Source organism: Phaeobacter cretensis (assembly GCF_047372505.1).
Taxonomy (GTDB): domain Bacteria; phylum Pseudomonadota; class Alphaproteobacteria; order Rhodobacterales; family Rhodobacteraceae; genus Phaeobacter; species Phaeobacter cretensis.
Genome location: NZ_JBKBEU010000001.1, coordinates 788,265 through 814,618 on the forward strand (window position 1 = coordinate 788,265; position 26,354 = coordinate 814,618).

The following is a 26,354-nucleotide window of genomic DNA, read 5'->3' on the forward strand; positions in this document are numbered from 1 at the left end:
TCAGACTGTGACTGCAAGACTGGGACGTTTGCTCATCTACACTAAAAAACTCGATGAGATGATCGCGTTTTACAGCGTGCATTTTGGGTATCGACCACACCGCAAAGACAACGACCGTATCGTTGAACTATCGCCCACCGGGCTAGGTCTGCCGCTTCTCCTGCACCCGGCATCCAAAGGCCAAAAGGAGGGGCAGGTCTTGGTCAAACTGGTGTTCGACGTTCGAGATGTCGACGCCTTCTGCACCGCAGCCAAGGTCAACGGCCTGGTCTTTGGCCCCATTCATCATGCCGATGGCTACAGCTTTGCAAACGCAAAAGATCCATCGAACAACGCGATCTCCGTCTCGAGCCGGGCTTTTGTCCCCTGAGGCGTGATCTGCTCTGCCAGTTATGGCCCTGTTTGGCTCTGGAAACGATGGTTTGAAGATCCCATCCGCGGCCATTCGCCCAGATGCGGGCCATTCATCCCACTGTTAGCGTCGTCGTTAGCGCAACCAACTGATGCTAATAGTTGTTTCCTGCGGCAAGCGCGGTATAGACGGTGCCAGACAGACAATCCCTTTCCGTGGAGGCCCGACACAATGGCGCAAGAAACCTCGACCCAGACCGCTCAGCTTGATCGTATCGCAAACGGCAAGGGCTTCATTGCGGCGCTCGACCAGTCCGGCGGCTCCACCCCAAAAGCGCTGGCGCTCTATGGCGTAACCGAAGAAGCCTACGGCAATGATGAGGAGATGTTTGGCGAAATCCAGAAAATGCGCGCGCGCATCATCACTGCGCCGGATTTCAACAGCGACAAGATTCTTGGTGCGATCCTGTTTGAAAAAACCATGGATGCCGCCATCGACGGAACACCTGTACCTGCCTATCTGTGGGACAACTGTGGCGTTGTTCCCTTTCTCAAAGTGGACAAAGGCCTTGCTGATGAGGCCGACGATGCCCAGACCATGAAACCAATGCCTGATCTGGATGCGCTGCTGTCGCGTGCCGCGCAGGCCGGGATCTTTGGCACCAAGATGCGCTCCGTCATCAAGGGCGCAAATGCGACGGGCATCAAGAATGTCGTCGGTCAGCAATTTGCCGTCGGCCGCCAGATTGCAGCCGCCGGCCTGCTGCCCATCATCGAGCCAGAGGTGGATATCCATTCCGCCACCAAATCCGAGGCAGAAGCCCTGTTGAAGGATGCCATTCAGGCAGAGCTGAACGCGCTGCCCACAGACACCAAAGTGGCGTTAAAACTGACCATTCCGACAGAAGCAGGCCTTTACGATGACCTCGCTGCCCACGCAAATGTGGTGCGGGTTGTTGCGCTATCCGGCGGTTACACAACCGATGACGCTTGTGAAAAACTGGCTGGAAACGCCACCATGATCGCGTCCTTCAGCCGCGCGTTGACCGAAGGCCTGAATGTCGCGATGAGCAACGATGACTATAACTCGGCGCTGGGAACCAACATCGACAAAATCTACCGCGCTTCGATCTGAGATCGGCGTCCCTGATCGATCAGGGGCATAGCTATACTAAGCTATTGGGGGGGTGAGGCGTGTTTGCGTATCGCCCCTTTTTTGTGAACGGGTCCTTTTGAGAATCAGGCCTTGTTCAATCCCCTTTTGCGGTGTCCCGTATGGCTTGACGCACCGTCTGGAAAATCTCACTCATCGCTTCAATTGGCGTGCCACCAAAGGCCAATCGCAAAGCCTGCGGCACGGCTGACGTGGTGGCAAAGGCATCCGCACCGGACACCGACAGACCTTGCGCTTGCAACCGGGCTAAAATCGGTTCTGCCCGCAGGCCAGTTGGTAGCGGCACCCAAGCAAAGCCCGCATTGCGATGCGAGAGCAGAAGGATGTCGCCAAAGGCATCGGTCAGCAACTGCTGTCGCATCGCCCCATCCGTACGTCGGGACTCCTCGGACTGGGCGAGCGTCCCATCGCTGATCCAGCCCGTGACCAGCGCGGAAATCAGCGCCGGTGCGTTCCAAGTGGTCGCACGGATTGCCTCAATTAGTCGGGGGTTATGAGCCTCACCGGACAAAACATACCCGAGCCGCAACCCCGTCGCGAGGCTCTTGGAAAAGCCGCCAATATGTACAGTGCGCTCGGGCGCAAGTGCGTGGAAGCTGGGTGGTGGATCTGTCTCAAGAAACGCATAGGCTGCGTCCTCAATGATCAGGAGATCATATGTCCGCGCAACCTCAACCAGTCGCAACCGTGTCTGCGTATCCATCACTGCACCCAATGGATTGTGGACAGTTGGCATCAGGTAAATCGCGCGGAGGGGCCGGGTTTTACATGCACCCTCCAACGCTGTCGGGTCCATAACACCGTCTGCCCCAGCCACCGGTAGCAGATCGAGCCCCTGCAGGCCCGCGACTGATTTAAAACCGGGATAGGTCAGAGGGTCCACCGCCACCAGATCACCGCGTTTTAACAGGCCCAAGGCCACAACGGCTAATCCGTGCTGGCCGCCAGAGGTCACCAGCAGCTGGTTCGGGTCAACCGGTCCTAATGTGTCGCCCTGGGCCTGACCCAACCAATCCGCTATGATCCGGCGTTCATGTATGCGCCCGCCATGGGGTTGGTAGCGTAGCATGACCTCAATGTCGCCACCCGAGGCTAGCCGCCGTAATCCGTCACGCAACATATCCGCATCGCCCGGCGCCGCAGGCATGTTGAACACCAGGTCAACCAGATCATCTGCGGCGGTCTGCTGCATTCCCAGCGCAACCGGGATCTCAAGATCGCGCACAAAAGTGCCGCGACCCGCCTCACCCACCACCACACCGCGACGTTCCAGCTCGCCATACGTTCGGGTCGCTGTCGCCAACGCCACCCCGAACTGTTCCGCAAACGCCCGATGTGTTGGCAATCGCGTGCCAGGCATCAGTTTTCCATTTTCAATGGTCGCTACGATCTGATCCGCAAGGGCAAGGTATCGAGGTTTGGGCATAAGATGACCGTATCTATGACAATATTAAAATTGTGATGACTCCTGTGTCATGGCAATTCGAACCCAAGTCAATCCAAGAGGTTCATCGATGCCCCATGCTCTCGCTACCGCACTTCTGACACTCAGCCTTTTCACCGTGACATTTGCGGTTAACCTTCAGGCCCCGCTCTATGATGTCTACGCAGCCGAAAGCGATGTTGGTGCCACTGCTGTCACCATTGCCTTTGCCGCCTATGTCGCCGGGCTAGTGCCGACGCTGATGTTTCTGGGCGGTCTTTCCGACCGGATCGGACGACGGTTGCCGATAGCGGCGGCACTGTTGCTTGGCGTAGTGGCAACGGGCATTTTAATCCTGTGGCCCAGCTGGACCAGCCTTGTCATCGCACGCGGGCTCTTGGGCGTGGGCACCGGGCTGGCGACGACGGCCGGCACCGCCTATATGGCCGAACTTCTTGGTGAAGCGCGTGCAAGAACCGCAGCTTTGATCACCGCTTCGGCGACCTCGCTCGGATTTGGTGGCGGCGCTTTGGCAACCGGCGTCAGCCTTGGGCTGCAAGGTTCGACGTTGCTGCCCGCCAGCTATATCGCACTCTTTCTGGCCGCCCCTATCCTGGCAGCACTAGCGCTGAGTTTGCCCCGTGCTGACCGCCTCCGCAAAGTCTCCCTGCTACGCTTGCCCAGCTTTCCGCAAGGTACCTGGGTCTACGGCTCGGCCATGGCTTTGGCCTGGTCCACCACCGGAATGACCATCGCCGTTGTCCCGCTTGAACTAGCCGCAAACCAACTGGGCAGTTGGACCGGGCTCGTGATTTTTCTGGCTATCTTCGTAGGGTTTCTCTGCCAACCTTTTGCAAAGCGTTTAAGCAATCCGCGGTCTCTCGCCGTTGGCTTTGTGTTGATCCCGCTCGGCTTTACCGTGCTGCTCGCCGGTGTCTGGTACAAATTCCTGCTACTGGTCCTTGTCGGCACCTGCATCACCAGTGCGGCCAGCTATGGCTTTACCTATCTCGCGTCTCTGGCTGAGGTATCGTTGCGGGCACCGGAAGATCGCGCAAGGGCCACCGCGGGGTTATTCGTGTACGCCTATTGCGGGTTCTCATTGCCAGCGATTGCGACTGGTGCTTTGGCTGACATGATCGGCTTGCCCCATGCGATGCTGGTCTTTGGCGCAGCACAGGTACTCGCGACCGCTCTTATTGTGGCACTATGGCGCAGCAAGGTGACGGCGCGCAGCTATCTCGCCCCGACCCCGCCTTAGTCATGTCCGTAGCCATCTCCGGCCCCAGACCCCACAGCACTAAACAAATGTACAACGACGCAAGGCAATGCAACAATTCAGCGGCAGCTGCGAACCAGTGTCACGCGGCCCTGAACAGCTCAGAAGGCAGAGCCTGCGATGTACGACCCAAAGGGAAACGCCAAGGACAAGGCTGCACAGCCTGTGCACTTTATCGAGGCCGAACCGCCAGCGCATCTGCGTGGCATAGTTCACAGATTTCTGGAGCTGAAGACCACCGCGGTGCTGAAAGCAGATTATCGCTTTCATGCATTGCCGGATGCCTGCGTCTATGTGGTGTTTGATCAATTGAACCGAGACATCACCGGGGTATCCAAACTGCGCGCAGTGTCTGAAGAGTTCAACCTTGGCCGTCAGTTTCATTTTGTGAATATCCGGTTCCTGCCCGGTGTCTGGCAGACAAATTGCGCTCCACTGTCTTATGGCTTGATTACAGAGCCCTACCTTGGCGAGTTGCACTTGGCGCAGCTGAACCGGGATCTCGCGGGCCTTCCATTCTCAGACCAGCAATCACTGCTAGTGGGGTTGGTGGAACAATTGGTCGAACAAAAAACTGTGCAGGCGAACCCGATTACCTCTCAGATTTTTCAACATCTCGATCAGATCAGCTCTGTTGCTGATATGGCTGAGATCTGCCAGATCTCAGCGCGGCAACTGCAACGGGTCCTGAAACGCAGCACCGGGTTCGCGCCACATGATTTCCTGAAAATCCTGCGACTGCAGCAATCTCTGAATGGCAATGACACCTGGTCCTATGCCGATCAGTCCCATTTTATCCATTCGTTTCGCAAGGCGACGGGATATACGCCGGGGCGCTACGCCCGCGAATTCGATGTCTGATATCTACAATACACATCCCTGACGACTGGCTAGGTTGATTGCATAACGACAGCCGAAGGGAATGTGATATGACCAAGATGAACGCAGTTGGATGGTTCGATATCTATGTGGACAATATGGACCGGGCCGTAGCTTTTTATGAGGCCGTGCTTGCCACCAAGCTGGAGCCGATGGGTGATCCAACCGGAGAAGCCCAGATGATGAGTTTCCCAACCGAGATGAACGCATATGGGGCCGGTGGTGCTCTGAATAAGTCACCCCATGCAGGGCCGGGAATAGGCGGCACCGTGATTTATTTCCTCGCGGAGGATTGCGGCGAAGAAGAATCTCGTGTGGCCGACGCAGGCGGAATGGTGGTGCAGCCGAAATTCTCAATCGGAGACTATGGGTTTGTCACACTGTGCAAGGATACCGAAGGCAACCTATTCGGTATCAGCTCAATGAAGTAAGATATTTGCATGCGCAGGCCGGTCTGATTGAGGACCGGCCCATCTAAGTCAGCGTTGCAGCCAAAATCTAAGTAAACACGAACCTGCAGAAAATCCGGCTCACATTAACGCCGGCTTACTTAAACACCGGCGCGCGTTTTTGCATCTGGGCTGCAACAACTTCCATCTGCTCGGGTTTGCCGATCAGGCCGACCTGCATACGGGATTCTTCCAGCAGTACCTCGTTGCGATCTGCGGATTCTGCAGTCTCGATCAGGGATTTTGCCGCGCTGATAGCAGCCGGGCTTTGGCCTGCAATCATCTCCGCCAGTTCTGCCGCGCGGGCATTCGGATCCTCGGCTAGCTCTGTAACCAGCCCCCAATCAAGCGCTTGCGGTGCCTCGATCTTTTCCGCCGTGTAGGTCAAGCGCCGCAGCACGTCAGAGCGCAGTAGACGCGGCAATAACACCATGCCGCCCATATCCGGCACGATGCCCCATTTCATCTCCATCACCGAAAACCGCGCATCCGGGGCGGCAATACGGATATCTGCCCCGAGCGCGAGCTGCAGCCCGCCGCCAAAAGCAACCCCATTGATCGATGCGATGACGGGCATCGGCAGGCGACGCCAGACCATCGCAACTTCCTGTACCTGATTGGCATCGTCATAAGCGCGGCTCATTAGCCAGTCTTCGGGGTTTTGCATCCCCATCTGAGCAAAGCTCATCAGATCAAGCCCAGCGCAAAACGCCTTGCCTTCGCCCGACAGGATCACCACCCGCGCCTTACTGTCCATCAGGCTTTGGCCTGCGGCGATGATTTCCTCAATCATCTGACTGTCTAGAGCGTTCATCTTGTCGCCGCGGGTCAGCGTGACTCGTGCGATGTGGTTCTCGATCTCTACCGATACCCGTGCCATAGCTGGCCTCCTTCTTCTCTTATGCCTTGTTTGACTATCAGACTGCCCCGGATTCTGTGGCCGTACCAGTGTAACGCCGGGGCAAAGGAGGCTGGTTGCCGCGTGGCCTGTACCAGCTCTTGCCCGAAAGCGCGTGATCACGTTATCTGCCACCATGACACAGCCACGCTACACCCCGCTTGCCAAATCCCTTCCTGCATCGGTCCCTTTTGTCGGGCCGGAAACACAGGAACGTCAGCGTGGCGCGCCGTTTGCTGCCCGTTTAGGTGCCAATGAAAACATCTTTGGCCCGTCACCAAAGGCGATTGCCGCGATGCAGGCTTCGCTGGCAGACATATGGAAATATGGCGATGCCGAGAGCTTTGATCTGCGTCAGGCGCTGGCGGCGCACCATAGGGTAGCCCCCGAGAACATCATGGTTGGCGAAGGTATCGACGGCCTACTGGGTTACCTTGTCCGGTTGCTGGTGGGGCAAGGCGACGCGGTGGTAACATCGCTTGGCGCCTATCCGACGTTTAACTACCACGTTGCCGGGTTCGGTGGCGTGCTGCACACAGTGCCCTACCGGAACGATCACGAAGACCCCGTCGCATTGTTTGCCAAAGCTAGAGAGGTGGATGCCAAACTGGTGTACCTTGCCAATCCCGACAATCCCATGGGCAGCTGGCACAGCGGGGCTGACCTATTGACGGCGATTGACAACCTGCCCGAGAGCTGTCTGTTGCTGCTGGATGAAGCCTATATCGACTGCGCGCCTGAGGGCACAGCCCTGCCCATCGATATCAATGACCCTCGCGTGATCCGCACCCGCACATTCTCCAAAGCCTATGGCATGGCCGGCGCGCGCATCGGCTACCTGCTGGCAGAAAGTGGGCTGGTCCAGTCCTTTAACAAGGTCCGCAATCATTTTGGCATGAACCGCAGCGCCCAGATTGGGGCGCTGGCCGCTTTGCAAGACCAGACATGGTTGGCGGAGGTGGTCAGCCGTATCGCCGCCGCGCGCGACAGAATTGCCCAGATCGCCCGTGACAACGGCCTGAAACCGCTGCCCTCCGCAACAAATTTCGTGGCAATCGATTGCGGTGGCAGTGGCGATTTTGCCAAGTCAGTATTGGACGGGCTGGTGGATCAGGGCGTGTTTGTCCGGATGCCTTTTGCAGCACCTCAAAACCGCTGTATCCGAGTGAGCTGCGGCCCTGAGGATGATCTGGCCGCCTTCGCCGCCGCTCTGCCTATCGCGTTGGAGCGGGCGAACAGCCGCTGAGGTCGCACGCCGTTGTTGACAGCAGACTACCCGCAAACGCTCTCCGTATCGGCCGACGCTAATGCCTGCGCCGCATCAGCACCCGCAATCACAGTTGCCGCAGCCTCCAGCGCGCCGGACCCGTGTGGGATAGCCAATGCCTTCAGCCCGGCATCTACGCCCCCCAATAGGCCCATGATCATCTGACCGTTGACGTGACCCATATGACCCAAGCGCAGAAACCCATGCCATTCCGGGCTGTTCGGTGGGGCCATGCCCAGACCAATGCCCAACGTCAGGCCAAGGTTCTGCTCTACCCAACTGCGGAGCCGGGTGGCGTGATCATTGCCCAGATGCAGCGATGTCACAGCGTTGGATCGTAAAGCCACATCCTGCACATTCATCCGCAGCGGACCATCTTGGCCCCAGCTATCACAGGCCGCCCAGATCGCCTGCGCAAGGTGGTGGTGCCGTGCCCAGACGTTTTCCATACCCTCACTGTGGACCAAATCCAGTGCCGCGCGCAGGCCGTATAAGTGGTGCGTGGGCGCTGTGCCACCAAAGTACTGGTAGAATTCTTCGGGGTTGGCACGGGGCATCCAATCCCAATAGCGGCTGACGCGCGGTAGTCGCGCGCGCGCATCGGCCGCCTTGGGGCTGAAAAAAACAAATCCCATACCTGCTGGCACCATCAGCCCTTTTTGGCAGGCCGATACCATGACATCGACACCCCAAGCATCCATCTCAAAGCGGTCACAGCCCAGCGAGGCGATGCAATCGGCCATCAACAACGCCGGGTGATCGCAAGCATCCAGTGCTGAACGCATCGCGGCCACATCGTTGCGGATAGAGCTGGATGTATCAACATGAACCGCCAGCACTGCCTTGACCTGATGCTCCGTATCCGCCGCAAGATGGCTCGCGACACGGTCCATATTCCAGGCTGCGCCGGTGCCAAAATCCAGTAATTCAACATTGATGCCCAAAGCCTCTGCCATTTCGGACCAGCCGATGGCAAAACGACCAGAAGCGGCGACCAATACGGTGTCACCGGGCTGCAGAGTGTTTTGCAATGCCGCCTCCCAAGCCCCGTGACCGTTGGAAATATAGATCGCGACATTATGTTCGGTGCGCGCGAACCGACGCAGATCCGGGATCAGCGTTGCCGTCATCTCGACCAGCTCGCCCGCGTAGATATTTGGCGAGGGGCGGTGCATGGCCTGCAACACCGCGTCCGGAATGACCGAAGGACCGGGGATGGCCAGATATCCGCGCCCAGCGGCGAGGGAAACACCCGCTGTCATGCTGCTCTCCTGTCTTGTTAGGGATCTTCTTGTCCGGACTGTGGCGCGCGGGCGCGAGCACTGCAACCCCTTGCAAAGCACCTATCGATGCAATTCTTGAAGCGACGCCGCGTTGTTGATCAGGCATGCCCTTCGGCCGCAATACACGCGCTACGCTTGCACCTTGGCCACCAGCTGCTTAAATGGCGCAGGTCTGACACAGATGTCAGCACCAGAAAAACCACATCGGTTGTGATCCTTGCCCCAGACTGACCCAAAGACAACGCCCCAATCCCAGACGCAGGACCTCCCTGCCGCCTCTGCACCGGATGACGCAGACACAGCGGCGGAATCCACGTCTGCGGCTATTGACGAGACTGAGCAGGCGCCTTTGGCAAAGCCAAAATCCAAGCCCGAACACATGTCCTCGCGGGAGTTGCTAAGCTGGTTGTGGCGCGGGTATCTGCGGCACTATATGGGCCTGTTGGGGCTGGCGGTTGTGTTCATGCTGATTGAGGGCGGCACCGTCGGTGGCCTCAGCTATATGATGCAGCCGATGTTTGATCTGGTGTTTGTCGCGGGTAATACCACCGCATTGTTCTGGGTTAGCCTGGCTTTTTTGATCATCTTCACTATGCGCGGGATTTCCAGCGTCTGCCAGAAGGTGATCCTGAGCAAGATTTCCCAAACCTCCGCCGCGCATATGCGAAAAGACATGCTCTCGCGACTGATCCGTCAGGACCCGTCGTTTCATCAGGTGAACCCACCCGGCTTTCTGATCCAACGCGTGCAAAGCGACGTGATGGCGATCAACTCGGTCTGGCAAGCGCTAATCACTGGGGCAGGACGCGATGTCACTCAGATGGTAGCGGTGCTGGCTGTCGCCATCAGCGTTGACTGGCGCTGGACCGCTATCATGCTGATCGGCCTGCCTATGCTGCTGTTGCCGCTGGCGGCAGTGCAGCGCTATGTGCGGCGCAAGGCGTCGCAGGCACGTGATCTTGGTGCATCCCTGTCGACACGGCTGGACGAGATTTTCCACGGTATCGTCCCAATCAAGCTAAACAATCTTGAAGACTATCAAACAGACCGTTTTGGCGGCCATATGGATCAGTTCGTGCGCTCCGAAGTGCGCGCATCCTTTGGCGTCGCCTCTACAACCGGAATGATCGACATCATGGCCGGATTGGGCGTGATGGGCGTTGTATTATATGGTGGTGCGGAAATCATCGAAGGTACCAAGACCGTCGGTGAATTCATGAGCTTTTTCACCGCCATCGGTCTGGCGTTTGACCCGATGCGCAGGCTGGCTTCGATCAGCGGCACATGGCAGGCTGCGGCGGCTGCGATGGAGCGCATCAAGGAGTTGATGGATTCTCCAATCAAACTGGTCTCGCCAACTAATCCCGTTGCTGCCCCGAAAGGCCTGCCCGAGGTCGCACTCAAGGATGTCACCCTGCGCTATGGCGAGTCGGACGTGTTGCGTCAGCTGTCGCTGGTGGCGGAGGCCGGGAAGACCACCGCACTGGTAGGCGCCTCTGGCGCTGGGAAATCGACGATCTTCAACCTACTGACGCGACTTGTGGATCCACAGGAGGGATCCGTTTGCGTTGGCGGAGTAGCTGTGCGGGATCTCGATCTAGACGCTCTACGCGGGTTGTTTTCCGTGGTCACACAAGAGGCGCTGCTATTCGATGAATCCTTGCGCGAGAACATCTTGCTGGGCCGGACTGACGTCAGTGACGCGCGGCTCCAGGAGGTTCTTGAAGCCTCGCATGTAGCCGACTTCCTGCCGAAACTGGCCAATGGGCTGGACACATTGGTAGGCCCGCGCGGCTCTGCCCTGTCCGGTGGTCAACGTCAGCGGGTTGTTATTGCCCGCGCGCTGCTGCGCGACACCCCAATCCTGCTGTTGGACGAAGCGACCTCGGCGTTGGATGCGCAGTCAGAAAAAGTAGTGCAGCAAGCACTCGAGAAGCTCTCCGGCGGACGTACAACGCTGGTGATCGCACACCGTTTGTCGACCATTCGCAACGCTGACAAGATCGTGGTGATGGAGCGCGGCCAGGTGATGGACCACGGCACCCATGAAGAGTTGCTGGAACGAGGCGGCATCTACGCTGATCTCTACCGCCTGCAGTTTCAGGACGGCAAAACGTTAGTGGACCGCGAAGGTGTCGCAGCACAGGCACCAAGACAGGTCCGCGATGGCGGTGATCAACCGCGTTGGTTCCAGAAACTGGCTCGCCGCATGTTCGGTTAGCACCCCGCGCGTCCTTGATCTACAATGCCCTTCGACACTTCAGGAGCCTGATTTATGACAAACCGCCGCATCCTGCGCCTCTCAGGCGCTGATACCCGGGATTTTCTTCAGGGGTTGATCACCAACGACATCTGCAAGGTCGATCAGGGCCTAGTCTATGCCGCCTTACTGACGCCACAGGGCAAGTATCTGGCGGATTTCTTTGTAACCGCCGACGGCGATGATCTGTTGGTTGACGTAGACGAGAGTCTGGCTGCCGGGCTGGCCAAACGGCTGACCATGTATCGGCTGCGTGCCAAGGTGACCATTACTGAAAGCGATATCGCCGTACGCCGCGGCACCACAGATACGCCCGAAGGCGCATTGCAGGATCCCCGACACCCGGATCTGGGTTGGCGACTGTACGGACCAGAGGCTGGAGACGATGGCAGTGACTGGGACGCGATCCGCGTTAACAACTGCATACCGCAAACCGGCGTAGAGCTAGGGCCAGACAGCTACATCTTGGAGGCCGGTTTTGAACGGTTGAACGGCGTCGATTTTCGCAAAGGCTGCTATGTCGGGCAAGAGGTCACCGCGCGGATGAAACACAAGACCACCCTGCGCAAAGGTCTGACGACCGTATCCATCGAGGGCACAGCCCCGATCAACACCGAGATTCGCCGCGCCGAAAAGCCTGTGGGAACATTGTTCACTCAGTCCGGCAATCAGGCGATCGCCTATCTGCGATTCGACCGCGCGGGAGAGGATATGTGTGCGCAGGACGCGCAAATTCAGTGGCAGGTTAACACCTGAGCCACCCCCGTGGCCGCGGCCCGAATTCTGACGTAACGTCACTCCGATCAGGGGCCGCAGCTCGGGTATCGATTTGGCACCGTTTTCAAGAGGACGAATTGATGCGATTGCTTCCTTTTCTTGCTTTTATGATGCTTCCCTTGCCTGCCCTTGCAACGGATTATTGGGAATATCAGGACTGGTCCGTGGCTGCTGAAATGCGGATCACCGAACAACATGACTGGCGAGATTGCACCGCCTGGACCGGGGGTGATGGGCTACCGCTCCTGCGCTTGTCGGTGACCCAAGGCGACGCCGGCCCACCAGAAACCTACCCGCAGCTGGAGCTATTTGAGAGCGCTCCTCGTCACTATCCCACACAGGTTCAGAATGGCCAGGCCATTGGATTTGTCATCGACCGCCAGGCGGTTTTCTATGGGATCGCCAATGGAGAGATTAACGACGAAGGTCTGGCCGAAGCCAGCGCTCGGGTCCGCTGGATGGATGCATTGCACAGCATCCGCTGGATGCAGAGCGGCCAGCGGATGGAAGTTCGGACGGTGGTTCCCTATGCAACCGGCCAGATGTTACTGGATGTCTCCTTGGCCGGATTCACTGCCGCATATGGTAAGATGATGGACGAATGCGGGTACAGTCTGGAGCTTCGCCAGCTCGAAATCGACTACAACTGAACGCGCGTCACAGCCCAATCTGAGAAGAAAAAACCCCTACAGCTAAGCTGAAGGGGTTTCATTTTAAAAGCCAGTCGGTGCTAACTACTTATGCGCGCTCAGAATACTCCATAGTCTCGGTATTGACGATGATCATTTCATCCTGACCCACGAAGGGCGGCACCATGACCTTGACCCCATTATCGAGGATCGCAGGCTTGAATGAATTTGCCGCTGTCTGGCCTTTGACGACAGGCTCTGTCTCCACGATTTTGCAAGTGACTTTCTGCGGCACCGTGGCGTTCAGCGCCTCGGCATCATGAAATTCTACGACGATGGTCATGCCGTCCTGCAGGAATGGCCGACGGTCACCCAGCAGCTCTACCGGCAGTTCGATCTGTTCATAAGTTTCGGTATCCATGAACACCAACATGCCGTCACTCTCATAGAGGAACTGCTGGTCTTTCTGCTCAAGCCGTACCTTTTCCACCTTGTCGGCGCTGCGGAAACGCTCATTCAATTTGGAGCCGTTGCGCAGGTTGCGCATCTCGACCTGAGCAAATGCACCGCCCTTTCCGGGCTTCACGTGATCGACTTTTACAGCGGCCCACAGACCGCCATTGTGCTCGAGAACATTGCCGGGGCGGATCTCGTTACCGTTGATTTTGGGCATGACAAAAATCCCTCTCGGTGGTTGATGAACTGTTAACCGCCCCTATATCTGGCAGGGAGTCGGCTGGCAAGACAACGATATGTCGTGCGGCGAACCGGAGAGCTATGCAAATTACGCATAAAAGATATGCGCTAGAAGGCTATCCGAATCGTCACAATTCCGCCATAAGGAGCGTCACGCCGAAATTGCAATAGCAAGAACAAAAAGGAAGCACGATGCGAGATTTCGTTGACGGCACCGCATATAATAATGAGCAAGGCAACCGAGCACGCAAGCTGTTTGCTGCGGTAGTGTTGGCCGCGCTTGATGACGCGATTGCCGATGACAAGAAATACGGTAACGGCCCTGAGCAGATTGCTCGGTGGGCACGGTCGCGCGACGGGCGCGAAGTGCTGAGCTGTGCGGGTATTGACCCGAATGAACGTGTGGTCGGCGGCTTGATGGATTTTGTTGGCCGAGGTGTCCGTACATCTGTCGCGCTGTCCCGCGAAGAAAGCGAACGTCGCAATGCGGCCCAGGCCGAAGCGGCCTAGTCAGACCTGCCACTCTGACAAAAGCATACGATCGAAGAAAAGCGCGTCCTGGGGGGCGCGTTTTTTTCTTTTACACATCATGTATTTTATTTTCGGACCTTGCGCCTTTTCCTGATGGCGGTTTTGCGCAGCCGATGGACGCAGCGCAGGCTTTTCAGCGGCGATAGAATCAGCCAAGGCTAGGCTTGGACAAACGCGCAGACCGATGGGGCGAGAGATGACAGCCAAGGCACTCATGATCCAAGGCACCGGCAGCAACGTCGGCAAATCAATTATTGTGGCGGGCTTGGCACGTGCATTTGTCCGCCGTGGCCTGTCAGTTGCCCCCTACAAGCCGCAAAACATGTCCAACAATGCTGCCGTAACCCCCGAAGGCGGTGAAATCGGTCGTGCGCAGGCGCTACAGGCACGTGCTGCAATGCGCGCGCCTCATACCGACATGAACCCGGTATTGTTGAAGCCCGAAAGCGAAACAGGCGCGCAAGTGATTGTACAGGGCAAGCGCCGAGGCACTCAGGCGGCGGCTTCCTTTATGCGTGACAAATCCGGCTTGCTGGAGGCGGCATTGGAGAGCTTCCACAAATTGGCGGAGGGCGTGGATCTGGTGCTGATTGAGGGGGCCGGATCTCCTGCCGAAACCAACCTGCGCAAGGGCGATATCGCGAATATGGGTTTTGCCTGCGCTGCGGATGTTCCGGTTGTATTGATCGGCGACATTCATCGTGGCGGCGTCATTGCACAGATCGTTGGCACCCATACCGTGTTGGAACCGCAGGATCTGGCACGGATCAAAGGCTTTGCCGTCAATCGGTTTCGCGGCGACCGCAGCCTGTTTGATGCTGGGCGAGATGATATCGCTGCGCGTACCGGTTGGCCGTCCATGGGCGTGATACCCTGGTTCTGGGATGCCTGGAAACTACCGGCAGAAGACATGATGGATATCGCCTCCCGCCCCGGCGGCGCATGTAAAATCGCCGTCCCGCAGTTGGAACGGATGGCGAATTTTGATGATCTTGATCCCTTGGCGGCCGAGCCAAATGTCACTGTAGAGATCGTTCCCGCAGGGCGCGCCCTGCCCGGTGACGCGGATCTTGTGTTGATCCCCGGCAGCAAATCCACCATCGGCGATCTGGCTTACTTGCGCGCGCAGGGCTGGGACATCGATATTCTGGCCCACCATCGGCGCGGCGGCCATGTTATGGGGCTATGCGGAGGCTATCAGATGCTCGGGCAGACCATAGACGACCCAGAAGGCGTTGATGGTCATCCTGGCAAGGTGTCCGGGCTGGGCCTGCTGGATGTCCATACGGTCATGGCCGGTGAAAAACGCGTTACCCTGACCGAGGCCGTGGCTCGAGATGGCAACCTGCCGGTGAGTGGTTATGAAATTCACATGGGCCGCACAGACGGTGCAGACTGTGACCGTGCTTGGCTCAATATTGATGGTCGTCCGGAGGGCGCTGTCTCAGCGGATGGCCGCGTCCGAGGGTCCTATCTGCATGGGTTGTTCAGTTCTGATGCGTTCCGGGCCGCGGTCCTGTCTCGCCTCGGGCATGAAAGCGTTGCAGGCTATGACGACGGGGTCGAGGCAACGCTGGATGCATTGGCCGAGCACCTAGAAGATTGCATGGATCTGGATGCGCTTCTTGTGCTGGCCGAGCCGGTCAGCGGTGCATAACTGGAAGACCTGCGATGTTAGCCAGTGGCATTGGCCACCAGCGAAAACCAGGCGTTGCCAGTCTCTCGGCCGCTCAGCTAGATGGCGTTACAATTCACCTACAAGCGTACAGAGGCTATCGAAATCAGAGCAAATTCTGCGCCGAAAGAGCGCGATGGATTTCTCGACGGACCAGTTTACGAACGTTGCGGGTGATCCGCTCTCCCAGTGGCCCTTGCAATTCTTCGCGAACGATTTCCGAAACGAGCTCCCGCAGGGCGTGTTCGTCCAAAAAGCTCTCTTCGGCGACCAGTGTATCTAGCGTATCCAGCGCTGTGTCAGTGATCGCAGCCTCGGTGAGCGTATCACTGTGATCAAAGGAGGCTGCCGTCTCAGTCTGAGACGCCTCAATCTGGTCGATCCGGCCCTCCGTCGACTGTGACATTGCTCCCTCGTCTGGTCGCGCCGCGATTGGAACGCCGTTTGCACTCTCCGCAAGCGGTCCACTCAGCGTTTCATCTGGCGCAGTCGCAGACTGAGTTTCTACCTTCTCCGGCTCGTCCGCCGGGTCCTTCAATGCAGCCTTGTCCTGATCAGGCCGCCCAATCGCACCATTGGTATCACCGTTATCTGGCTCAATGCTGTCTTGGTCTTCCCAAGGAAGGGACTCGAGATCGACACCAGCGTAGGGCGTATCGCGTGTTCCGTCAGGTTCCCAAAGCACTGGGCTTGCAGTATTTGCCGCTTCCATCTCCGCCAGTTTCTGCACCACTGCCCCCACCTTTGGGTTCAACTGTGATGTAGACTTTGTTGTTGTGACGGTCTCTATTAGCTGTTTCCCGGGTTCGACTGTATGGCCCGTGCCCGCCGCAGCCTGATAAAGCGTTGCATCAGGGTCGCTCCAAGGAGCTTCTCTATTTATTGACGGTTGGGCCTCGGCATCTGCCACGCATTCACTCGATTGGGCATCGTCAGAAGCCTCATCCCCAGTCGTAGTCGTGACCGCAGCGAGACCCTTGAAAAACGCCAGATCCTCATTTTCGGGGTCATCGTCGTGCAGCGCAACACCTTGCGCGACGCGATCCTCCGGCTCCTCCCAAAATTCAATGGCGCCAGCTTGATCAAGCCCCACCTTGTCGTCAGTCTGGTCGGCGGCGTTAGTCGGTTCGTGAGCGGGATCAGTGATATCGTCACCCCCGCTGGAAGCCAAGTCTGCGGATGTCGATGATGTGGTCGAGGAATCAACTGGGGCAAGTTTGTTTTCCGGCACGCGCAGCGCAGGTGTCAGGACAAGACGTGTTACCGACTGGCCGCCGGACGGCGCACCCTTTGCAGTGCCATTGCCGGGGGCTCCAGCATAGGACTGGCCGATTTGCGCCGCCAAAGCAGTCTGCACTCCCTTGCCCGGTTGTGCACCAACTGTCCGGCTATCCTCGCTCACCAGACGGCGGATCGATGACAGGACGTCTTCTATTTCAGCTTGGGTAACCGGTTCAGACATTTTTGATTATCACTCTCGCCTCTTAGGTTTGAGTGTAGCGAGCTGTCTCGGTCCAGACAACCGTATGAATCAAGTGGATTTGAAGGAGGCTCGCAACTGCGGGCCTCCCACCTAGGTTCTTGTAAGGCCTTAGTTCTTGCCTAGGGCGCGCATCACCCGATCCAGATCTTTACTGCGCTGGCTGACATGTGCGGGCGCGTCCTTCACCAGATTATAGTAAAGCGTCGGATCATAAATTTCGACGGCAAGCCCGAGATGTTCTGCGGTAAGCAAGCCTTGCGATTGCAGCAAAGCATAGGCCGCAAGCGCTTGATTGGCGCGAGACTGGACACGCGCAGTCTGAGCATTCAGCAGCTCTTGTTCCGCCTCCAGAACGTCCAGAGTGGTGCGAGCACCCAAGGTTGCCTCTTCTCGAATGCCGTCAAAAGCCACCTGAGCGGCGCGAACCTGTTCGTTTGATGACACAAGGCTGGCACGGGCGGTCTCAAGGGCCACGAAAGCAGCAGAAACATCCTGCGCCACCGCTCGTTGGGTGGTGATCAATGCCCCGCGTTCAGCTTGCAAACGAGCTATGCTCGCGCGTCGAGCCGACGCCAGCGACCCACCGGAATAAAGCCGCTGCGACAGCGTAACACTTGCACCGGAGCTATCCCGTGTGCCAGGCCCGCTCGCGTCAGATGCGTGGGTCGCGTTCGCATTCAAAGTGACCGACGGACCAAGGTTGCGGGTATTGCTCTGTGAGGCATAATCAGCCGATTTTACAGCATGCTGCTGGGAAATCAGGCTAGGATGATTTCTCATTGCAATGGCTTCGGCAGATTGCAGTGACGCAACGCGCTGAGGCAGCGGCGGCTGCCCAGCAATCGGGCCAGGAGCACTACCGACTGCCTGAACATAAGTTGCCTTAGCATTGCGCAGATCGCCCTGGCTTTCGATCAGGTTGGCCTGTGCGCCGGCAACCCGGCTTTGAGCCAGCGCCACGTCTGTCCGCGTCACTTCGCCGACCTCGAACCGATCATTTGCCGCACGCAGTTCTTCACGCAGAAGACGCAGGTTGTTGCTGCGCAGAGCCACGGTATCTTGCTGCAGCAACACGTTGACATAGGCCTGAACGGCCGTGAACAATACCTGCTGCTCCACATCTAACAATGCCTGACGGGTGGCCAAAACAGTTTCCTGCGCCGCAAGCTGACTGAGCCGGGAGACCCCGTTGTCGAACAGCAGCCAAGACACATCAATCCCGGTGGAAACTGTCGAATCATGGTTCGACGTCGCAGCATTGTTGTTGCCGCTGCGCACATATTGACGCTCCGCTCGGGCAACCCAATCCACCACCGGCCGCAACCGCGCGACGGCAGCGGCGACATTTTCATCCTGCGCCCGCAGCAATGCCCGATTCTGTTCGAGAAGGCCGCTGGTTTTATAGGCACCAATCATGGCATCGGAGAGATTGTCGGCGTTGGCCTGCTTCGGCGCGCCCAGTAGCATCGCTGCGCTTCCAGCGAAGACGAAGGCCTTGAACAGGTTTGCCGTCAATTTTTTGCGCATCTTTAGCCTCATGTGGTCCGGCCCACCGACGCGGCAGTGCCGTTCTGCTCTTCGGCGCTGCGGTTCGTCAGACGCCTGCCTGCTGCAATCCGCCCCAACATGGGGTCAGCGCGGATCGCTGGTATACTCTCAGTCTATCAGAGAGCGAATTCTTCTGCCGCTTCAAATCCGGGCAGCACGGGAGCGCCCGCGTTGAAGGCCAGACGCCAGGAAATCTGACCGCTGCTTTTATAGCCGATTTTGACCTCGCCCAAGGCACCGGACATGAAAATCGCAGCCACTCGGCCGCCGTCCTTCAACTGATCCAGCAAAGAATCCGCCAGGGCTTCCACCCCGCCCTCGACGATCATAACATCATAAGGGCCATGCTCCGCGGCGCCTTCACTTAGCGCACCGGCGTGCACAATGGCATTGTCTGCCCCGACGGTCGACAGCTGATCCTGCGCCTCGGCGGCCATTGCTTCATCTTCTTCGACACCGATCACCATTTCGGCGACGCGGGCGACGACTGCGGTGGAATAGCCCAGACCGCAAGCCACATCGAGCACCAGCTCATCCGGTTGCACATCAATAGCATCGAGGATCTTCGCAAGGGTCCGCGGTTCCAGCAGGACGCGACCCGGACCGATATCCAGATTGCCATCAGCATAGGCCGCCTCTCGCTGCGCATCGGCAACAAATGCTTCGCGCGGCACCGCCAGCATGGCTTCGATAATCGGGAACTTGGTGACATCCGACGGGCGGATCTGCGTGTCGACCATCATGCGGCGACGTTCGGCAAAGTCAGTCATATGCTAAACTCATCTGTTCAGTCAGTTGGTCTCGTTGTGCCACATCCAAGACAGGGCGGCAACGGGCGCGAGCGCATTTTCACAGGAGTTGTGGCGAAGGTTCGTCTATTTCTTTTTCACAAATTTGGTGAGGATCACGATGCGCTGACCTTCGACCCGGCCTTCGATATGTTCAGGGTTGTCAGCAACCAGAGAGATATTGCGCACCGCTGTACCACGCTTAGCGGTAAAGCCTGCCCCCTTGACCGGCAGATCCTTGATCAACACGACGTTATCGCCTTGCTTCAGAGGCGCGCCATTGCTGTCACGGTGATCACTGGCGGCAGGCACAACATCAACCCATGCACGTGTCTCATCGTCCAGCCAAAGTTGCTCAGAAAGGTCACGCGCCCAATCATGATCAGAGAGCCTGGCCAACAGACGCGCAGAAAGAACCTGCACTGCCGGGTTCTCGGACCACATGGCTGACGAGAGGCAACGCATATGGTTGGGATCTGGCACTCCTGCAATCTGATCGGCACAGGTCGCGCAAATGAGGATCGATGCGTCTTGCCCGTCGGGCGCGCCGGCTACCTCATATGCGACAAGCGGTGTTTCGGCGGAACATAGGGCGCAGGACATTGGCAAAGCTCCATCAGATTTCAGAAGCCTCTGCTTTAGGCGAGCGGGTCCCTAAAGAAAACCGCTAAAGAAAAGCGCCCGCGCGAGGGGCGCGGGCGAGTTGGGCACAGCACGAGGGTGTGCTGCAGGTCCACAGGGGGAGGACCGATAAATGATAGAAGGTGGTTGCGCAGGGTAATTCGCTTCTTGGGTGTTGTAATTGGGTAAAATTACGTCTCCGATTTGGGTCATAGGCGGCGTGGTTTTAGCTGGGGCGTAATTGAGGCGACGCATCTGAGCGGGCTGCTCGGAACTGCCCTACCCTACTGGGCAGTACAATGACGCGATTATCCGGAGCAAGAGGCGCAGAATGGCGTCGCCGGATGTTCTGAAAGATGGCTGTCGGTGATGCGATCTCCGCAAATCTGGCAGTAACCATAAGAACCCTCATCCAGACGGGCGAGAGCGCAGTCAATATCGCGGCGCAGTTCCAGCCATTTGCGGGTGAGCACCGCACCCGCAGGCTGTGCCACAACAGATGTACCCAGCCGGGATGTCATGGGCACGACATTGCCGCCATGCGGAGCAGTATCAGCAGACTGTGTGTTCCCGGTCGGCAGGCCACCATCGGCGTGCAATTCACTGCGTAGATGTGTCAGTATGTCTTTTTGAGCGGCGTGGTTCATTAGAAATCCTCCCCGGATCGGTGACAGGTTTTGCTGACGAAATTCTATCGGCCCGACTCAACCTATGCGGTTTTCGCCTAACGCGAAACTCACCGGATATGGGGGATAGGGTGACGGCAAGATCCAGCGCAACACATCGTGAAACCACGACAAAGAACGCGGCGCAAACCACTGGAACGCATCCCGCCGCCTTGCTATCTGTTGGGCAAGATCGACCAAGGGAGACATAAGATGATCCGAGCCGCAGTGACCACCCTCGCCCTGTTGGGCGCATTTTTTAGCCTGACAGCCTGCGAAACCACCAAAGGCGCAGGCCGCGACATTTCCAAAGCCGGCCAAGCCATCAGCGGCGCCGCACAGGATGTGCAGAACAACCTCTGACCTTGTTACAGTTGCGGGAAAGAGAGGAACCGTTTGGCCCGAGGGGCTGGGCGGTTTTTTGTTGGGCCGCCAGGGACGCGTGCCCCCACAGAGGGCAGTGCCCGGCTTTTTACTGGTGGCGAACCTATGGTGTGGTTGAGCGGAGTATAGTCGAGCCGGTGTAACAGCCACAAAGGGGAGCGCCTGACCCTGGGTGGGTGCGAAGCGCCCTCCCGTGGGGACGGTCGGGCGCTGCCCACGGGAGGGCGGGACATTAAAAAGGACCACTACAAAAAACGGGGCCATGGCCCCGTTTGGTAACTTATTGAAGGTGTCGCGTAGTCACCGATTCACTGCTGAGGTGCGGGCACGCAATGGGCTTTGCCAACCGCGAACCAACGCCATCGCTCAAATTGACCAGCCTTAGCTGTCCATTTTAAGGGCGGAAATAAACGCCTCTTGCGGAATATCAACCTTGCCGAACTGGCGCATCTTCTTCTTGCCGGCTTTCTGCTTGTCCAGCAGCTTGCGCTTCCGCGTCGCGTCGCCGCCATAACATTTGGCGGTCACGTCCTTGCGCAGGGCAGACAGGGTCTCGCGCGCGATCACCTTGCCGCCGATGGCCGCCTGGATCGGGATCTTGAACATGTGGCGTGGGATCAGATCCTTCAGCTTTTCGCACATGGCGCGGCCACGCATCTCGGCACGGTCCCGGTGCACCATCATCGACAGCGCATCCACGGGCTCGTCGTTGACCAGCACCGACATCTTGACCAGCGCGTCCTCGCGGTAGCCGGTCATCTGGTAGTCGAAGGAGGCATAGCCCTTGGTAACCGATTTCAGGCGGTCGTAGAAGTCAAACACCACCTCATTGAGCGGCAGATCATAAACAACCATGGCACGAGAGCCGGCATAGGTCAGATCTTCCTGAATGCCGCGGCGATCCTGACACAGCTTCAACACGTCGCCCAGATACTCATCCGGCACCAGAATGGTTGCTTTGATGCGGGGTTCCTGAAGGTGATCCACCTTGGACATGTCGGGCATGTCCGCAGGGTTGTGCAGCTCGATCATCTCGCCGTCTTCGCCTTCCTTGCCTTTCATATAGACATGGTAGACCACGGAAGGTGCGGTGGTGATCAGCTCGATATTATACTCACGTTCAATCCGGTCGCGGATCACCTCCAGGTGCAACAAGCCAAGGAAGCCGCAGCGGAAGCCGAAGCCAAGAGCGGCGGAGGTTTCCATTTCAAAGGAGAAGGACGCGTCGTTCAGCGCCAGCTTATCGATGGCATCGCGCAGGTCTTCGAACTCGGATGAATCCACGGGGAAGAGCCCACAGAACACCACGGGCTGCGCAGGTTTAAAGCCCGGCAGTGCAACATCGGTGCCATTGCGATCATTGGTGATGGTGTCACCAACGCGGGTGTCGCGCACCTGTTTGATCGACGCGGTGAGAAAACCGATCTCGCCCGGCGCCAGTTCATCCACCACCTGCATGGCAGGGCGGAACACGCCGATGCGATCCACGTGGTGCAGGGTGTTGTTCGACATGAACTTGACCCGCATACCCTTTTTCAGCACGCCATCCATGATGCGCACCAGAACGATCACGCCGAGATAGGCATCATACCAGCTATCCACCAGCATCGCCTTCAGCGGTGCATCGCGTGTGCCGGTTGGCGCGGGAAGGGTCTGGACAATGGACTCTAGCGTGTCACGGATGCCCTGCCCGGTTTTGGCAGAAACCCGTATGGCCTCGGATGCATCGATGCCGATCACATCTTCGATCTGTTCGGCCACACGATCACAATCAGAGGCCGGTAGGTCGATCTTGTTCAGGACTGGCACGATTTCGTGGTCGGCGTCCAGCGCGTGATAGACATTGGCCAGCGTCTGCGCCTCGACCCCTTGCGAGCTGTCGACCACCAAGAGAGAGCCTTCAACCGCACGCATGGAGCGGGAGACCTCATAGGCGAAATCGACGTGACCGGGGGTGTCGATCAGGTTCAGCACATAGGTCTCACCGTCATCAGCCTTGTAGTCGATACGCACGGTGTTGGCCTTGATGGTGATCCCGCGCTCACGCTCGATATCCATGCTATCGAGCAGCTGCTCTTTCATATCGCGATCCTCAACCGTACCGGTCTCCTGAATAAGCCGGTCAGCAAGGGTGGATTTGCCATGGTCGATATGGGCGACGATGGAGAAATTGCGGATGTGAGCGAGGTCTGTCATGCAAGGGGATATGATTTGGTTTTGGGATTTGGTCAAGCGGGCGCATTGACCGAACAGACTATATTTCAGGGTTTATTCGACACATGACTTAGACAGACTTCGGGATCGATCCCAAATTTCGGGAGAGAATTAAGCTTGAGGCACCGCTTAAAGAGCTTCTCGACGCAATGGTTCCAACAAAACGTCAACTCATTACTACGCAAACAGCTCTGCGTTGCTTGCCAGCGGCAATGCCTGTTCTTCACCATAACGGAGACTCCACCGCCCTCGACGGTTCCGCACTACTCATGTTCTGCTTTCGCGCAACCTTAGTTTCCGCGGTTTTCGGAGCAAGCTCCAACGAAGAGAACGAGAACCTCGCTAGTGCGTTAGATCATACACACGGACGACTTTCGAACATTCTCGAAAATACCCAGAATGACATCTCAATTTCACAATTTCGTAAGGCCGGAAGGATTAGCGCTGCAGCCGCTGATCCAAATCCTGAGGCTGCAGTCGCGGCCAGAGGGGTCAGCGATCTTGCCTCTGCATTGACCAGCCGTCTTCATGGCCGGTTTATGCCCTTTCAGCAGCGTCTAAACCTAGGCAATTGCGCCTACAACACGACTATGGCTGAAGCCGAGCATGAACTTAAGGGGCCTGCAGGCGAGGCTACAGTCGCAGTTACGCCGTCGTCGCTGGTCGGGTTAGGCTGGTCGGGTTAGAAGGAATAATTCCGATCTGGCTCGATTTCAAAGACTATGCCGACACCAATCCTTCGTGGTCATTTGGTAATGCCCCCATTTTTAATGGGGTCCAGCCGTAGAATTCAGGCGGCTGTTTTCAGTTTCATTGCGGGTGTCACCCCACCGATGCCCGTGTTGGGTCGCTCGTTGTTGTAAGTCCAGAGCCATTCGGTCGCTTGGTTTTCTGCCTCCTCGATGGTTTCAAAGATATACTGTCCCAGCCATTCGCCACGAACGGTGCGGTTGTAGCGCTCAATGTAGGTGTTCTGTTGGGGTTTGCCTGGCAGGATGTATTGCAGGCAGATGTTGCGCTTCTCAGCCCATTCCATCAGCTTCTCGCTGACATATTCGGGGCCGTTGTCGACACGAATAGTTTGGGGCTGGCCGCGCCATTCGATGATCTGGTTCAGACTGCGAACGACGCGCTCGGCAGGTAATGAGAAATCGACCTCAATCGCCAGGCCCTCACGATTAAAATCGTCCAGCACGTTCAATGTCCTGATCGATCCGCCATCGGCCAGTTGATCAGCCATAAAGTCCATGGACCATGTCTCATTGGGCCTATCAGGCACAGCTAATGGTTCAGGCTTGTCCCGCTTCACCCGTTTCTTAGGCTTGATCCGCAGGTTCAATTCCAGTTCGCAGTAGATCCGATAGACCCGTTTGTGGTTCCAGCCGAAGCCTTGCACTTTACGCAGATACAAAAAGCAAAGGCCGAAGCCCCAATTGCGTTTGTTCGTCGTCAGCCGTTCCAGCCAGTCCGCGATCTCCTCGTTCTCGTCGCTCAAAATAGGGCTGTAGCGATAGCATGCCTCGCTGATCTCAAACGCCCGACAGGCCAGCGCGATACTGACCCCATGTTGCGCAATCGCATTCATGGCCATCTCTCGCCTCTGAGACGGCCTTAACGCTTTTTTCCGAGGCCTCCTTCAGCAGATCGTTTTGCATGCTCATCTCAGCGTACATGCGCTTCAGACGACGGTTCTCTTCCGCCATATCCTTCATCTCAGACATCAATGAAGCATCCATGCCGCCGAATTTGGCGCGCCACTTGTAAAAACTCGCGCTGCTCATCCCGTGTTCGCGGCACAGCTCAGAAACCGGCACCCCGCCCTCTGCTTGCTTCAGGATCGCCATGATCTGCGCGTCGCTGCATCGTCCATTCTTCATCGTAAATCTCCTCAGAGATCTTGCCGAGAAAATTCTACTTTTGAACACCACTAATTTTAGGGGGGAGTACCATTTTGGCTTGATTGGTATCAAGTCTTCCTCGATGGAGAACCGCTGGATTGGGACCTCCAACGCCGGATCGCGTTGATTGATGACACAGTCTGAGGCGCTGGCCCAGAAGCCGTCGCCAAGGAAATCGAGCGAATCCGCCGCCTCTTTGAGCTTGAACAGGAAGTTGTCCACCTTAAGGCGCAACTATCACCAACAAGCCAAACACCTGCTGCAAGTCTGATGGGGGATAATGGCGGGCCACCATTAAACGATGCTACTGAGCGGGCATTGCGAACCGATCCATCGCTCATCTGGAAAGAAATTGATAAGATAGAAGTGGAGATCGCGAAACCTACGCCCTCGCCGCCAAGACTGAGAAAAATCGGTCAAACCCTCAGGGACATTTCGTTGCGCATCGCGGCATACTGCGCATCGATTGCGGATGATATGATCCGCGAGTAGGTGAAGGAACTGTACAAAACCGGAGCGAAATGGACAGTGCTTGCGGCAGCCGCGTCCTTCGCAGCACAGAAGGAGGGTGAGCAATCCATTTTGAAGGCCATTGAAGCCTTTGCCAAAATATTGCCGCCCGGCTGATCGGACATCCCCCGGATTGCACCTTGCCAAGTCCAGTCCTGCGTTATAGCGACGCAACCCATGATTTTATACACCACACCACCACTCACCCTATGCGGCAATTCAGAATCAGTTATAGTCCTGCCAGACCGCGATCCGTGTGCGTCTTTGATGCAGCACACATAAGACAAGGGAGAACACCGCAATGGATACCATCAAAACCGCCGAATATGCCCGTGCGCTTTATGCTGCACATGGAGAGAAGGCCGAGGTTGAAGTGGCGCAGAAAATGCGGCGGTGCCAGGAAACCGGCAAGATTGCCGAGGCCGCAAATTGGAAATCCGTGCGCCAGATGATCTTCTCACTGCGGGGCCCAAGCCAGTCTTGACTGCCAACCCTTGCTCGACAGCCGGTAAGAAAGGCCAAGCCTGACATACTCAGGATAGCGCATGTCTACAGGCACATAGGATCACTCGCCTTGCCCGTCCCTATTGGCGAGTTTCCGCCGAGGGTAAAGCAACTGTTTACCTAGATTGAAAGCCCCCGCCGCTTGCGCCATAGTCCCGGCAAGTTCGG

General features: G+C 57.4%; 24 protein-coding genes. 13 read left to right on the top strand and 11 right to left on the bottom strand.

The annotated features are described in order from the left end of the window. Positions 1-7 precede the first annotated feature (7 nt). Both ACEWZM_RS03820 and ACEWZM_RS03825 read left to right on the top strand, forming a co-directional pair. Entirely contained in the window at positions 8-370 is a 363-nt protein-coding gene (locus ACEWZM_RS03820; protein WP_414005183.1) for a VOC family protein, read from the top strand. Positions 371-583: 213 nt separating this feature from the next. Next, complete coding sequence (locus ACEWZM_RS03825) at positions 584-1,486, top strand: fructose bisphosphate aldolase (RefSeq protein WP_414005184.1); 903 nt, start codon at positions 584-586, stop codon at positions 1,484-1,486. 115 nt (positions 1,487-1,601) lie between these two features. Here the strand turns inward: ACEWZM_RS03825 and ACEWZM_RS03830 are convergent, their stop codons facing one another. Next, on the bottom strand, positions 1,602-2,951 hold the full coding sequence (locus ACEWZM_RS03830; protein ID WP_414005185.1) for an aminotransferase-like domain-containing protein: 1,350 nt from the start codon (positions 2,949-2,951) through the stop codon (positions 1,602-1,604). A gap of 88 nt (positions 2,952-3,039) precedes the next feature. On the opposite strand from ACEWZM_RS03830, the gene ACEWZM_RS03835 reads away from it, so the two are divergent. The 3 genes from ACEWZM_RS03835 (at position 3,040) to ACEWZM_RS03845 (ending at position 5,537) form a co-directional block, all read left to right on the top strand. Next, positions 3,040-4,209 carry an MFS transporter gene (locus tag ACEWZM_RS03835; protein ID WP_414005186.1) on the top strand — a complete coding sequence of 390 codons (1,170 nt, stop codon included), beginning with the start codon at positions 3,040-3,042 and terminating at the stop codon, positions 4,207-4,209. A 138-nt stretch (positions 4,210-4,347) separates the two neighbouring features. Beyond that, positions 4,348-5,088: a helix-turn-helix domain-containing protein gene (locus ACEWZM_RS03840; RefSeq protein ID WP_414005187.1), complete on the top strand. Its 741-nt coding sequence runs from the start codon at positions 4,348-4,350 to the stop codon at positions 5,086-5,088. Positions 5,089-5,156: 68 nt separating this feature from the next. After that, positions 5,157-5,537, top strand: coding sequence for a VOC family protein (locus ACEWZM_RS03845; protein WP_414005188.1), 381 nt, complete (start codon positions 5,157-5,159; stop codon positions 5,535-5,537). A gap of 115 nt (positions 5,538-5,652) precedes the next feature. Here ACEWZM_RS03845 and ACEWZM_RS03850 read toward each other — a convergent pair whose 3' ends face one another. Further along, on the bottom strand, positions 5,653-6,435 hold the full coding sequence (locus tag ACEWZM_RS03850; RefSeq protein WP_414005189.1) for a crotonase/enoyl-CoA hydratase family protein: 783 nt from the start codon (positions 6,433-6,435) through the stop codon (positions 5,653-5,655). Positions 6,436-6,589: 154 nt separating this feature from the next. Here ACEWZM_RS03850 and ACEWZM_RS03855 point away from each other — a divergent pair, with 154 nt between their 5' ends. Further along, the gene (locus tag ACEWZM_RS03855) at positions 6,590-7,699 is read left to right on the top strand and encodes a pyridoxal phosphate-dependent aminotransferase (RefSeq protein WP_414005190.1); all 1,110 of its coding nucleotides are present in this window, start codon (positions 6,590-6,592) and stop codon (positions 7,697-7,699) included. A gap of 26 nt (positions 7,700-7,725) precedes the next feature. On the opposite strand, the gene ACEWZM_RS03860 is transcribed toward ACEWZM_RS03855, so the two are convergent. Next, positions 7,726-8,982 carry a pyridoxal-phosphate-dependent aminotransferase family protein gene (locus ACEWZM_RS03860; RefSeq protein WP_414005191.1) on the bottom strand — a complete coding sequence of 419 codons (1,257 nt, stop codon included), beginning with the start codon at positions 8,980-8,982 and terminating at the stop codon, positions 7,726-7,728. 400 nt (positions 8,983-9,382) lie between these two features. Between ACEWZM_RS03860 and ACEWZM_RS03865 the strand changes: the two genes are divergently transcribed. The 3 genes from ACEWZM_RS03865 to ACEWZM_RS03875 all read left to right on the top strand — a co-directional run bounded on the left by ACEWZM_RS03865 (position 9,383) and on the right by ACEWZM_RS03875 (position 12,690). Beyond that, the gene (locus ACEWZM_RS03865) at positions 9,383-11,224 is read left to right on the top strand and encodes an ABC transporter ATP-binding protein (protein ID WP_414007947.1); all 1,842 of its coding nucleotides are present in this window, start codon (positions 9,383-9,385) and stop codon (positions 11,222-11,224) included. Positions 11,225-11,278: 54 nt separating this feature from the next. Further along, positions 11,279-12,019 (top strand): CAF17-like 4Fe-4S cluster assembly/insertion protein YgfZ, encoded by a 741-nt coding sequence (ygfZ, locus tag ACEWZM_RS03870; RefSeq protein WP_414005192.1) that lies wholly within the window; start codon positions 11,279-11,281, stop codon positions 12,017-12,019. Positions 12,020-12,120: 101 nt separating this feature from the next. Then, positions 12,121-12,690, top strand: a complete 570-nt coding sequence (locus ACEWZM_RS03875; RefSeq protein WP_414005193.1) for a hypothetical protein — start codon at positions 12,121-12,123, stop codon at positions 12,688-12,690. Positions 12,691-12,778: 88 nt separating this feature from the next. On the opposite strand, the gene efp is transcribed toward ACEWZM_RS03875, so the two are convergent. After that, entirely contained in the window at positions 12,779-13,342 is a 564-nt protein-coding gene (efp, locus tag ACEWZM_RS03880) for an elongation factor P (RefSeq protein WP_414005194.1), read from the bottom strand. 215 nt (positions 13,343-13,557) lie between these two features. Here efp and ACEWZM_RS03885 point away from each other — a divergent pair, with 215 nt between their 5' ends. Then, positions 13,558-13,875, top strand: coding sequence for a DUF6280 family protein (locus tag ACEWZM_RS03885; protein ID WP_009811619.1), 318 nt, complete (start codon positions 13,558-13,560; stop codon positions 13,873-13,875). A 217-nt stretch (positions 13,876-14,092) separates the two neighbouring features. Continuing rightward, the gene (locus ACEWZM_RS03890) at positions 14,093-15,553 is read left to right on the top strand and encodes a cobyric acid synthase (protein ID WP_414005195.1); all 1,461 of its coding nucleotides are present in this window, start codon (positions 14,093-14,095) and stop codon (positions 15,551-15,553) included. Between the two features lie 124 nt (positions 15,554-15,677). Here ACEWZM_RS03890 and ACEWZM_RS03895 read toward each other — a convergent pair whose 3' ends face one another. The 5 genes from ACEWZM_RS03895 to ACEWZM_RS03915 form a co-directional block, all read right to left on the bottom strand. Continuing rightward, positions 15,678-17,033: a hypothetical protein gene (locus ACEWZM_RS03895; RefSeq protein ID WP_414005196.1), complete on the bottom strand. Its 1,356-nt coding sequence runs from the start codon at positions 17,031-17,033 to the stop codon at positions 15,678-15,680. A 129-nt stretch (positions 17,034-17,162) separates the two neighbouring features. Beyond that, positions 17,163-18,581: a TolC family outer membrane protein gene (locus ACEWZM_RS03900; protein WP_414005197.1), complete on the bottom strand. Its 1,419-nt coding sequence runs from the start codon at positions 18,579-18,581 to the stop codon at positions 17,163-17,165. A 137-nt stretch (positions 18,582-18,718) separates the two neighbouring features. Further along, complete coding sequence (locus ACEWZM_RS03905; RefSeq protein ID WP_414005198.1) at positions 18,719-19,372, bottom strand: protein-L-isoaspartate O-methyltransferase family protein; 654 nt, start codon at positions 19,370-19,372, stop codon at positions 18,719-18,721. A gap of 105 nt (positions 19,373-19,477) precedes the next feature. Beyond that, positions 19,478-19,993 carry a PhnA domain-containing protein gene (locus tag ACEWZM_RS03910; protein ID WP_414005199.1) on the bottom strand — a complete coding sequence of 172 codons (516 nt, stop codon included), beginning with the start codon at positions 19,991-19,993 and terminating at the stop codon, positions 19,478-19,480. Between the two features lie 326 nt (positions 19,994-20,319). Then, positions 20,320-20,658, bottom strand: coding sequence for a TraR/DksA family transcriptional regulator (locus ACEWZM_RS03915; protein ID WP_414005200.1), 339 nt, complete (start codon positions 20,656-20,658; stop codon positions 20,320-20,322). 231 nt (positions 20,659-20,889) lie between these two features. Here ACEWZM_RS03915 and ACEWZM_RS03920 point away from each other — a divergent pair, with 231 nt between their 5' ends. After that, positions 20,890-21,039 (top strand): entericidin A/B family lipoprotein, encoded by a 150-nt coding sequence (locus ACEWZM_RS03920; RefSeq protein WP_414005201.1) that lies wholly within the window; start codon positions 20,890-20,892, stop codon positions 21,037-21,039. 402 nt (positions 21,040-21,441) lie between these two features. Here ACEWZM_RS03920 and lepA read toward each other — a convergent pair whose 3' ends face one another. Together lepA and ACEWZM_RS03930 are read right to left on the bottom strand one after the other, a co-directional pair. After that, positions 21,442-23,256 carry a translation elongation factor 4 gene (lepA, locus tag ACEWZM_RS03925; protein ID WP_414005202.1) on the bottom strand — a complete coding sequence of 605 codons (1,815 nt, stop codon included), beginning with the start codon at positions 23,254-23,256 and terminating at the stop codon, positions 21,442-21,444. Positions 23,257-24,064: 808 nt separating this feature from the next. Continuing rightward, positions 24,065-25,151, bottom strand: a protein-coding gene (locus ACEWZM_RS03930; RefSeq protein ID WP_414007948.1) for an IS3 family transposase whose coding sequence is annotated in 2 segments (ribosomal slippage) — positions 24,065-24,902 and positions 24,901-25,151 — 1,089 coding nt in all. Because the reading frame shifts where the segments join, the coding sequence is not laid out codon by codon here. 832 nt (positions 25,152-25,983) lie between these two features. Here ACEWZM_RS03930 and ACEWZM_RS03935 point away from each other — a divergent pair. Beyond that, positions 25,984-26,166, top strand: coding sequence for a hypothetical protein (locus ACEWZM_RS03935; RefSeq protein WP_414005203.1), 183 nt, complete (start codon positions 25,984-25,986; stop codon positions 26,164-26,166). Positions 26,167-26,354: the final 188 nt, after the last annotated feature.